Source organism: Proteiniphilum sp. UBA5463, from assembly GCF_002427225.1.
GTDB lineage: Bacteria > Bacteroidota > Bacteroidia > Bacteroidales > Dysgonomonadaceae > Proteiniphilum > Proteiniphilum propionicum.
This window is the reverse complement of the sequence record NZ_DIQL01000053.1, coordinates 1643-12468: the sequence shown is the minus strand read 5'-3', so window position 1 is coordinate 12468 and position 10826 is coordinate 1643. Positions and strand designations below refer to the sequence as shown.

General features: G+C 45.9%; 11 protein-coding genes. 7 read left to right on the top strand and 4 right to left on the bottom strand.

Annotated features, from left to right (window positions below; all coding sequences use genetic code 11):
• Positions 1-127 precede the first annotated feature (127 nt).
• From mtgA to scpA, 7 genes are all read left to right on the top strand, one after another.
• The gene (mtgA, locus tag B3B27_RS08920) at positions 128-817 is read left to right on the top strand and encodes a monofunctional biosynthetic peptidoglycan transglycosylase (RefSeq protein WP_238865777.1); all 690 of its coding nucleotides are present in this window, start codon (positions 128-130) and stop codon (positions 815-817) included.
• Between the two features lie 135 nt (positions 818-952).
• The gene (locus B3B27_RS08915; RefSeq protein WP_238865779.1) at positions 953-1288 is read left to right on the top strand and encodes a nitrous oxide-stimulated promoter family protein; all 336 of its coding nucleotides are present in this window, start codon (positions 953-955) and stop codon (positions 1286-1288) included.
• A 35-nt stretch (positions 1289-1323) separates the two neighbouring features.
• Positions 1324-2166: a LuxR C-terminal-related transcriptional regulator gene (locus B3B27_RS08910; RefSeq protein WP_286832237.1), complete on the top strand. Its 843-nt coding sequence runs from the start codon at positions 1324-1326 to the stop codon at positions 2164-2166.
• A gap of 20 nt (positions 2167-2186) precedes the next feature.
• Positions 2187-2942: a creatininase family protein gene (locus B3B27_RS08905; protein ID WP_238865784.1), complete on the top strand. Its 756-nt coding sequence runs from the start codon at positions 2187-2189 to the stop codon at positions 2940-2942.
• 133 nt (positions 2943-3075) lie between these two features.
• Positions 3076-4974, top strand: coding sequence for a methylmalonyl-CoA mutase family protein (locus tag B3B27_RS08900; protein ID WP_286832234.1), 1899 nt, complete (start codon positions 3076-3078; stop codon positions 4972-4974).
• Between the two features lie 31 nt (positions 4975-5005).
• The gene (locus tag B3B27_RS08895) at positions 5006-5908 is read left to right on the top strand and encodes a prenyltransferase (protein WP_238865791.1); all 903 of its coding nucleotides are present in this window, start codon (positions 5006-5008) and stop codon (positions 5906-5908) included.
• Between the two features lie 62 nt (positions 5909-5970).
• A complete protein-coding gene (gene scpA / locus B3B27_RS08890; RefSeq protein WP_238865793.1) occupies positions 5971-8118 on the top strand; it encodes a methylmalonyl-CoA mutase in 2148 nt (715 codons plus the stop codon).
• A gap of 243 nt (positions 8119-8361) precedes the next feature.
• On the opposite strand, the gene B3B27_RS08885 is transcribed toward scpA, so the two are convergent.
• The 4 genes from B3B27_RS08885 to B3B27_RS08870 form a co-directional block, all read right to left on the bottom strand.
• Complete coding sequence (locus B3B27_RS08885; RefSeq protein WP_286832225.1) at positions 8362-8679, bottom strand: hypothetical protein; 318 nt, start codon at positions 8677-8679, stop codon at positions 8362-8364.
• A 20-nt stretch (positions 8680-8699) separates the two neighbouring features.
• Entirely contained in the window at positions 8700-9176 is a 477-nt protein-coding gene (locus B3B27_RS08880) for a hypothetical protein (RefSeq protein WP_238865797.1), read from the bottom strand.
• Positions 9177-9393: 217 nt separating this feature from the next.
• Complete coding sequence (locus tag B3B27_RS08875; RefSeq protein ID WP_238865800.1) at positions 9394-10110, bottom strand: porin family protein; 717 nt, start codon at positions 10108-10110, stop codon at positions 9394-9396.
• Between the two features lie 35 nt (positions 10111-10145).
• Positions 10146-10826: outer membrane beta-barrel protein (locus tag B3B27_RS08870; protein WP_286847299.1), on the bottom strand; the 681-nt coding region annotated here is incomplete at its 5' end.

Genomic DNA, 10826 nt, shown 5'->3' with positions numbered 1-10826 from the left:
TGGAATGAAAGAGACTGTTAGTAGTGTATTCAAACATATCATTTTAAATAATATATTGCTGTTTCAGGTGAGGAAAAAAAATTTGTCTAACTTTGTCCTACCCTTTAATAACGTGGGACGGTGAACAATGAAAAAACTATTTCGATTTTTCGGTAAACTGCTTTTGTGGTTTTTTATTCTATCTGCCGGAGGAGTGGGTATCTTCAGGTTTGTACCGGTATATGTTACTCCTCTCATGGTCATCAGAGCCGTTCAATCTGTGGCGGAGGGTGAGAAACCCCGGATAAAACATCGCTGGGTATCTTTCCATTCTATTTCCGACAACCTTAAACGGGCAGTGATAGCATCGGAAGACCAACGGTTTTATTCACACAAAGGTTTCGACAGAATAGAGATACGAAAAGCGATAGATGAGAATAAAACCAGAAAAAAAGCACGCGGCGCAAGTACCATAACCCAGCAAACGGCAAAGAACCTCTTTTTATGGCCACGCTCATCGTGGTTCAGAAAAGGGTTGGAAGCTTACTTCACAGTACTTTTAGAGCTTCTGTGGCCGAAAGACCGGATTCTGGAAGTCTATCTGAACTGCATGGAAACGGGTAAAGGAGTGTATGGCGCCGAAGCTGTGGCAAGGGAACATTTCAGTACCAGCGCCGCAAAACTTTCGGAAAGCCAGTCGGCACTGATTGCGGCTACACTGCCCAACCCTTTGAAATTTAGCTCCAAAGCTCCTTCTCCATATATCAAACAACGGCAGGCACATATTCTGAGGCAGATGCGCACGGTACAACTGCAGAGCGATAGCTCCAAACGGTAATATCTTCCTCACTTTTGACCTGTTTATCCATTCCAGCAACTGTTAATAACGGGCGAGCCCAAGATGAAAACAGCAATGTAATTTGGCGAGGAAAAAGAAAATCGCTACTTTTACAATTCGCTTAATTGTGGGTTAATGAACGAAGGAGAAAAAAAGGTTGTCAGCAAAATGATCGCGATCTATTGCCGATCCAGACACTCCGGCAATGGGAAATTGTGTGGGGAGTGTGAAAGCCTGCGCCTGTACGCGTTTCAACGACTGGAGCGTTGCCCTTATGGTGAAGAAAAACCCACCTGTGCCATGTGCCCGATACATTGTTACAAGGAAGAGATGCGCATGAAGATCAAAGAGGTTATGCGTGCCGCAGGGCCACGGATGCTTATTCTCCATCCTGTGGATACTTTCCGTCACTTTTATCAGGAGCATAGGCGCAGCAGTAAATTTGCCGACAGGTCAAAATCAAAAAATTAAGAATCCTGGTGTCATTGTTGAATAAACATAGTGTTGTGGCAGACGTGCTTGCGGAGCACAATGAACTGATCCCTGTACTGAACCGTTTTGGAATACGTTTAGGTGTTGGTGACAAGAGTGTGGGCGACCTCTGTAGGGAACACCGCCTCAACCCCGATTTTATTCTGACTGTTCTTAATGTTTATCTCGATGAGACCTATATCCCCGATGCATCACTTTCGCTTTTCGATGCGGAGTCAATAGCAAGTTATTTCCGCCATACAGTTGATAATTATATCCATGAGCTAGTCCCCAATATCGAGAAACACCTGAACGCGTTTATCGCCCTTAGCGGCTCTGAAAGCAAAGAGCTGGGTATGCTTCAAACATTGTTTCTGAAGTTCAAGCAAAAGATGACTGATTATCTTAGCGATATCGACAATTACGATGATGATTTTCCTGACGATCTGCTTCATGACCTTAAGAACATTCTTATAAAGCACATTTCGCAGGATTATAATCAAAATCTCAGCTATGCAGTGATCTTCTCAATTCACTCATTTGAGAAAGATCTCGCGGTACATAACAGGTTGCGCGATAAGGTTCTCCTCCCTAAACTTAATGAACTGAACTCATCTGGTATACGTCAACTGCAAAACGCTATAACCGATGAGAATGCCGTCAGACAGAATGGTAACGGCCACCGCCTTACAAGCCGGGAAACAGAAATACTTTTGCTAATCGTTCAGGGATTATTAAATAAGGAGATCGCGGAGAAGCTCAATATCAGTCACAATACGGTACTAACACATCGCAAGAATATTATAGCCAAAACAGGTATCAAAACTGTATCGGGACTCACTTTCTACTGTCTCCGTAACGGACTGATATCTATGTAGTTAATTTAAATTATTTCATTATGCCAAAAAGTAGTTTTCTTCGTATTCCTGCTACAAACTATGGAGAAGTCCTGGAACACAAGTACGACATTGCAATACTCCCATGGGGAGCTGTTGAACCACACAACTACCATCTGCCCTATCTGACCGACTGCATCCTCTCTTACGAGATTGCCTGCGATTGTGCTGAAGAAGCATACAAGAAGGGGGTTACATGTATGGTAATGCCACCCGTCTATTTAGGTTCACAAAACACGGGACAATGGAACAAGCCCTTCTGTGTTCACACGCGGAGCGAGACACAGAAGGCCGTACTGCAGGATATCGTGACATCACTCCATATTCAGGGTTTTAAAGATCTTATGATCATAAACGGCCATGGAGGAAACACCTTCAAGCCCTACGTGCGTGATCTGGCCATGCAATATCCCGATATCCGCATCGTTGTGGTGGACTGGTACTCCGTTGTTCCTACAAGTGGCTTTTTCGAAGAGCAACCCGATGATCATGCGGGTGAACAGGAGACATCGGTAATGCTACACTACCATCCAGAGCTGGTATCGATGGAGAGGGCTGGAGACGGTGCGGTGAGGCCAGGCAGAATAGCTGCTGTTGATAGTAAAACAGGGTGGATGCCCCGGCACTGGGATGAGATCTCGTCGGATACCGGCATCGGCAACCCCAAGAAATCGACAGCCGAAAAGGGTGAACGCTATGTAAAGGCTGTTACAGAAAAAATTACCGGGCTACTGAGCGAATTGAAGAACACCCGGTAACCTCCGTCTTAAAAGTGGTAATAAGCTGGTAAATTCTTTTAAAAGAGCGCAAAATAATCTATTTTTGTACTCTTTAAAAACCTCAAAACAAATTACAGGAAAAACCTGAAAATAATAAATAAAAAGTAGATGTATGAGTAGTCAGAGAGAGAAACTTTTCGCCGATTTTTCTCCCGTCTCCACTGAAGAGTGGATGGAAGTTATCACAAAAGACCTGAAAGGGGCTGACTTCCGTAAAAGACTGGTCTGGAAAACCAATGAAGGGTTTGATGTGAATCCTTTTTATCGTGCTGAGGATATTGAAGGGTCCCTTGCAGCCGAAAGCCTGCCGGGACAATTTCCCTATGTACGTGGTACAAGAAAGGATAATGTATGGTATGTACGTCAGGAAATTGACGTGAAAGATTTTGCCGAAGCCAACAAAAAGGCACTTTCGCTGCTTGAAAGGGGAGTCACCTCATTCGGCTTTCACCTACCCGATAATGAGCTTTCTGCTCAAAATCTGGAGATATTGCTAAAAGGGATTGCCCCGGACAAGGTAGAGCTTAACTTCAGGACATGTGTCTCTCACTCAATTCGCCTGGCTGAACTGGTAGTCGATTATGTGGGTGCGCAGAACCTGAATCTGATGGATTGCTTTGGCTCAATAGAGTTCGATCCATTCAGAAAGATACTTAAGAAAGGAGTTGACGAACCCAACTGGGCAGAGAAGGTGGTGGAAATAGTGAAAATCACCGCTCCGCTTCCGCGATACCGTGCAATCACGGTCACCGGAGACAGGATGAACGATGCCGGGGCTTATAGTTACCAGGAGTTGGGCTATAGCCTCTCCTACGGGAATCAGGTATTGTCAAAGCTGATAGAAAACGGAATTGAGCCGTCACTTGCTGCCAAAAAGATAAAGTTCAAGTTTGGCGTAGGCTCCAACTATTTCATGGAGATAGCAAAATTCCGCGCTGCTCGCTGGTTGTGGGCAGAGATTGTGAATGCTTATAAGCCACCATGCCCGCACGATTGCGACAATAAAGCAGCCGACGGGACTTGCCGATGCGCCGCGAAAATGAATATACACGCTACCACCTCAAGTTTCAACCAATCGCTCTACGATCCTTATGTGAACCTGCTCCGTACTCAAACGGAAGCCATGTCGGCAACCATTGGTGCGGTAGATTCACTCACAGTCCGCCCCTTCGATGAGGCATTCGAGTCGCCCTCTGCTTTTGCCAAACGTATTGCCGTGAACCAGCAGCTGCTGCTCAAGGAGGAGGCCCATTTCGATAAGATAACCGATCCCGCATCAGGTTCCTACTATATAGAAACACTTACCGCATCATTGGCACGGCAGGCCTGGAAACTGTTTCTCGAAACCGAAGATACAGGTTTCTACAATGCATTGAAGGCCGGGACCGTACAGGATGCTGTCAACACCTCGGCGGAAGCCCGATTCAACGCTCTTGCGAGTCGAAAAGAGATACTGCTGGGGACCAATCAGTATCCAAATTTCACAGAACTGATGAGTGATAAGATTGAGAATAATACAGAGGATAGCGGTTGCGGCTGTGGAAGCGGCAGTTCTCATACACAATTAAAGAAACTCAACTCCGTACGCCTGGCCGATGCTTTCAACGAACTGAGACTTGCAACTGAACTTAGTGGTAAAAGGCCCAAAGCATTTATGCTTACCATCGGTAATCTGGCTATGCGCCTTGCACGTTCTCAATTCTCGAGCAATTTCTTTGCCTGTGCCGGTTATGAGATCATCGATAACCTTGGCTTCAACACGGTGGAGGAGGGCGTGAAAGCCGCCCGTAAAATAGGCGCCGATCTTGTGGTGCTCTGCTCCTCCGATGATGAGTATGCCACCCTCGCACCCGAAGCTTATAACCTGCTCAAAGATGGAAAAGAGCTGTTCGTGGTGGCTGGTGCTCCCGCCTGCATGGACGCCCTCAAAGCGGTAGGAATTGAGCATTTCATCAATGTACGCAGCAACGTGCTTGAGACATTGAAAGAGTTTAATAATAAACTACTATAGACAGACAATTCACAATCGATCATTTTACAAAATGCCGAAACTAAAAGAGTGGATCATAGTAGCTCACCCGTGGGCAGTACCTGCATCGGCCTCACCGGCTCTTATAGCAGCCTCCTATGTGTTTTATCTCTTCAAAAGAGGAGAGGTCGCTGAGGTAGAGTGGGGACTTGGTATACTGGGGCTTATCGGTGCCGTAATATTTCACTTGTCGGGAAACCTGATAGGTGAGTATCAAGACTTTGTGAGCGGCGTGGACAAAAAAGAGAAGACAGGCCCACCACGGTTAATAGTGCAGGGCATCTTTAAGCCTAAGATTGTTCTCTACTATGGTTATTCGTTACTTTTTGCCGGCATTGCAATTGGAATCTTCCTCCTGGTTAATACAGGCCTTCCGTTACTGGTTATCGGAGCTATCGGAGTAATCAGTTCCACGTTCTATTACAAATTCAAGTATATAGCACTGGGAGATCTGCTTATATTCATCTGTTACGGACTGGCTATAGCTTTGGGGCTTGCTTATGTTATGACTACCCGGATTATATGGCCGGTGCTTGCTGTGAGCACTCCTGTCGGACTTCTTATAGTTGCAATACTGCATGCCAACAACACCAGGGATATGCTGCAGGACAAGTCAGCAGGCATACGCACGCAGGCAATGAACATGGGGCTTGAAGGATCTCAGATCTGTTATCAGACCATGCTGCTTGCAGCTTATCTGTTGATTGCTATTATGGTAATGATGCAGATTCTGCCTACCCCCGCATTCTTGGTCCTCCTCAGCTTCCCTCTCGCAATAAGGAATATAAGGTTGATGAAGAAGGCCACCATGGACAATCTGGGCATAATCCGTTTTCTTGATACCCATACGGCTCAACTGGTACTGACGTTCAGCCTGTTGTTGGTCGCAGGAAATGTTATTGCAGCATTCATATGATTCCGTCATAACCGTTTGAATAATCAGGCGGACAGAAAAAATGATTAAAAAACAAAAATCCAATGATACCAAATTTTAAAGATATCGATATTCAAACAGCCGGTTTTTATTCGACCGATGTGGCCGGATGGGCTGAAAAAAATGAGATCAGGGCCGACTGGATTACACCGGAGCAGATTCCGGTAAAACCGGTCTACACAAAAGAAGATCTAGAAGGGATGGAGCATCTGAACTATGCCGCCGGGATACCTCCATATCTACGCGGGCCCTATTCCACCATGTATGTGATGCGCCCCTGGACCGTCCGTCAGTATGCCGGCTTCTCCACAGCAGAAGAGTCAAACGCATTCTACCGCCGCAACCTGGCTTCGGGACAAAAAGGACTCTCCGTGGCTTTCGACCTTCCCACGCACCGTGGCTATGATGCTGACAACGAGAGGGTAGTGGGCGATGTGGGAAAAGCGGGAGTCTCCATCTGTTCGGTGGAAGATATGAAGATACTGTTCGATGGTATACCCCTGAACAAGATGTCGGTCTCCATGACCATGAATGGTGCCGTACTGCCCATCCTTGCATTCTATATCGTAGCAGCACAGGAACAGGGTGCAAAGCTGGAAGAGATGGCAGGAACCATCCAGAACGATATTCTGAAAGAGTTTATGGTTCGTAACACTTACATCTACCCTCCGGAATTCTCGATGAAGATCATTGCCGACATCTTTGAGTTTACCTCACAGAAGATGCCAAAATTCAATTCCATATCCATCTCGGGATACCATATGCAGGAGGCAGGCGCTACAGCAGATATTGAACTGGCCTATACCCTGGCCGACGGAATTGAGTACCTTCGCGCAGGTATCAATGCCGGCATCGATATTGATGCATTTGCCCCGCGTCTGTCGTTCTTCTGGGCCATCGGCATGAATCACTTTATGGAGATAGCCAAGATGCGTGCGGCACGCTTGCTGTGGGCAAAGATCGTCAAGAGTTTTGGCGCGAAGAACCCAAAGTCGATGGCACTACGCACACACTCACAGACTTCTGGCTGGTCGCTCACCGAACAGGATCCCTTCAACAACGTGGGACGTACCTGTATCGAGGCTATGGCTGCCGCTCTGGGACACACCCAGTCGCTCCATACCAATGCCCTCGATGAAGCCATTGCCCTGCCGACTGACTTCTCTGCACGCATCGCACGAAATACGCAGATATATATTCAGGAAGAGACGCAGATCACCCGCCAGGTCGATCCATGGGCCGGATCATACTATGTGGAGTCACTCACCCAGGAACTGGTGGAAAAATCGTGGGAGCTTATCCAGGAGATAGAAAAACTGGGTGGAATGGCAAAAGCAATAGAAACTGGAATCCCAAAAATGCGCATCGAGGAGGCCGCAGCCCGTACACAAGCTCGTATCGACTCCAATGTTCAGGCAATTATTGGTGTAAACCGTTATCGTCTCGATCATGAAGATCCCATAGATATTCTGGAGGTGGATAATACTGAAGTTCGCAAGCAACAGATTGAAAGGCTAAATGCTCTGAAATCAGGCCGCGATAACGAAGCGGTACGTAGAGCACTCGACGCCATCACTCATTGTGTGGAAACAAAGAAGGGAAACCTGCTTCAGCTCTCTATCGAAGCTGCCCGGGTTCGTGCTACCCTGGGAGAGATCTCCGATGCGTGCGAGAAAGTAGCAGGACGTTATAATGCAGTAATAAGAACAATTTCAGGCGTGTACTCATCAGAATCAAAAGGAGATGCAACGCTAGAAGAAGCGCGTGCTCTCACAGACAAGTTTGCCCGCAAGGAGGGGCGCAGGCCAAGGATCATGGTCGCTAAAATGGGGCAGGACGGACATGACCGTGGCGCCAAGGTAGTAGCTACCGGCTATGCTGACTGCGGTTTCGACGTGGATATGGGGCCCCTGTTCCAGACACCTGCCGAGGCTGCACGCCAGGCGGTGGAGAACGATGTGCATGTTCTGGGCGTATCCTCTCTGGCGGCAGGCCATAAAACGCTTGTGCCACAGGTGATTGAAGAGCTGAAACGGTTGGGACGTCCCGACATCATTGTGATTGCCGGAGGCGTGATTCCCGCGCAGGACTACGATTTTCTGTACCGTGCCGGCGTAGCAGCTATCTTTGGCCCGGGATCCTCAGTCACCAAATCGGCATGCGAGATAATGCATGTGCTGATGGGTGAGTGATCATCCGGTAATTTTTTAATCATTACAAATCCGCTCCCTCATCCCGTTCTGGTAAGACGGGCAGAGGAGCGGGTTTTTTCATTTGTCATCAGATATCAAATTTAACTTTGTCTACGGGATTGTCAAATTAAGTTTGTTAAGGCAATCTCATTTCATAGTTTAATATGCTTTAGTAAAGAATAAGCCCGGGTCGCAGTAGTCACTGTCTCTTGCCATCCAGATGGGATATTTTTTCCCTTTCTTTCATTCAAATAGCTCAATCGTGTAATCCAAAAGTTCAATTCCGCCGTATTTTCCGTGTCCGGTTATAACTTTTTTTACTTTTGGATATTTCATCTTTACTTTTCTTACCGTTTCCGACCACTCTTCTACATTCGCTTCCGCGAGATTACCCTTTCCTGCTCTTGCTTCTTTTATTAAACAACCGCCAAACATAATATCTTCCAAAGGGAAATAACCAATAATGTTATCGCAGGTATGGCCTTCTCCACAAAATTCAATATGCACCTCCTCGTTACCGACATTTAAGTTCAAATACTTATCGAACCCCTGTTTTGGCATCGTAGATCCATTTTCTTTCGCTATCTGTATCGTTTTGTTGTAGGCGTAAGAAATAATGCATAATGGGGATACGAGTCCTCGAAACGTTCAGAAAAATCAGAGCGATAAGCGAGACTAAGTTTCGCATTTACCCTGTTGCAAACTGTTTGTCCAGTTTCGCCCATAAATTGATACCATCCCGGCAACAGCCGGTCACTTGCAACAGGCGGTCCCGTTTCGGTCGGCCAGCTTTGTACGATAAAGGACAAATCCACCTTGTTGCGCCCGTCTTCCGAAAAGAGGTAAATACCGTGTGTTCCTGCATGGGCGGCGTCTCTGTATATGATTCCATGATCGAGTTCGTAGGTGTTGTCCATATAGAAGAATCGTCCGGTAAGACGGGGAAGTTCAGGCTCATCGGAGTTCTCTTTTTCACATGCTGTGAAACCTATGCTTGATATGAATAATGAACAACTTACAAAAATCAATTTTAAAAGTGAGTGATTACTCCTTTCCATATGTTTGATTTTTAGAAGTTATATCATTTACAAATAACTGTTTTAACCAGCGTGTATAATTGTTTCTTTAATGTCTTATTTTTAGTCGATTGATGAATCTGTAACAGGCAACTTCTCGCTTCATCTTGTTTTCCCTAATATCGGGTAGGGAGGTAGACTCTCGTGTTTCAGAATGAAACCATGCGATATTGTTTTGAAATCGCCTTGCTGATAAAAGTCAGAAGAAATACCCCACCGAGATATTTGTCGTCCACATCTTCGTGGTGGGTTTTACGGAACCGCCTCCAACAAGATATCCAAATGCCGCCATATTGTTCAATATATGTCTGAAACCTACACCGACCGTTAGTCTGTCCATCACTTCGGTGCCCACTTCGGCTGCTAGACCTGCGTTCCACCGCTGTTGCATATACACGTTACTCTCTTCTACATCCAGAATGCGAATTTTGGAATCAAACAAACTCCATTTCACTTTCATGGATTCTCCTTCATAAGACGTTCGCACGTGTTGTTCGGCTGTTGGCGTAAACGTGGCAAACCCGCCACCCATAACATACAGCTTGATCGTGGGAGATACAACGAACTTTGTTTTTAAATACAAAGGCAGCTGGAATGTGTGCATATCTGCATAACCCTCCATTTCAACTCCTTCGGGGACCTCCAACCCTTGCGTGTATTTGTCAGAGTTAATGGTTGCACCGCTGTATACATACAGTAATTCTGTCTGTAATCCGAAGTGGGCTCCAAACATATATTCAGCCATAAATCCTGCATGCACTCCCATGCGGGGCTTGTAGATTTCCAGTTCCACACCGTTCATGTTCATATTGATGTTCGAGATGTTTCCACCGCCTTTTACTCCTGTGCGAAATTGTGCGAAAGTGGATATTGTCAACAATAACAACAAAACTAAAGAAGTGATTCTTTTATTCATGATTTATAATTAAATAGCAGATTATAAAGCTCTTATTACCAAGATCTAAAGCTGATAAATAGTGTAGCCATCAGGTTGGATACGCTGATTTTTTCCTCCGATTTATAATTATGACCTTCCACGTTCATGTTATCGATTGTACCCATAACATACGATAACTTAAGCCCGACACCCGTTTTGCTGTTTACTTTATATTCGCCCGCCACTCCGGCATTTATACCAATAGTTGTTTTACTGCCGTTTATATTCACTCCGCTCAGGTTCATGTCGCTGTTAACGAAAAGCGGACCAATACCGAAGTTGGACACCAGCAAAAATTTTTCAGATTCATTGCGCCCTACAAACGATGGTCCAACGTAAAGAAAACTCTGTGTTTCCTTGTAATTTACGCTTTGGTTTAATCCGGGAATGGTGATGTTATCGCCCGAGGTGCTTGCCGAACAATAGTTGGCATTCAAGCCCAATCCCCAGCCTTCCTTGAAAAAGTATTGTGCATCGGCGTCAACAGTGAAACCGTGACGTAATTTTTTATTCATGTCATCGATTTTGGAGTCGCCGGTTTTTTGCACTTTCCCCAATCGAAAAGCATAACCGCCGCCAATGGAAAAGCGGTAATCCTTGTAGTTTTGCGGAGTTTGATATTCCACCTGATAGGGTGTTGCCTGCTGTGCATTTGCAGACAAAATGGCCGATGCGCTAATAAAGGTAGCAGCTAA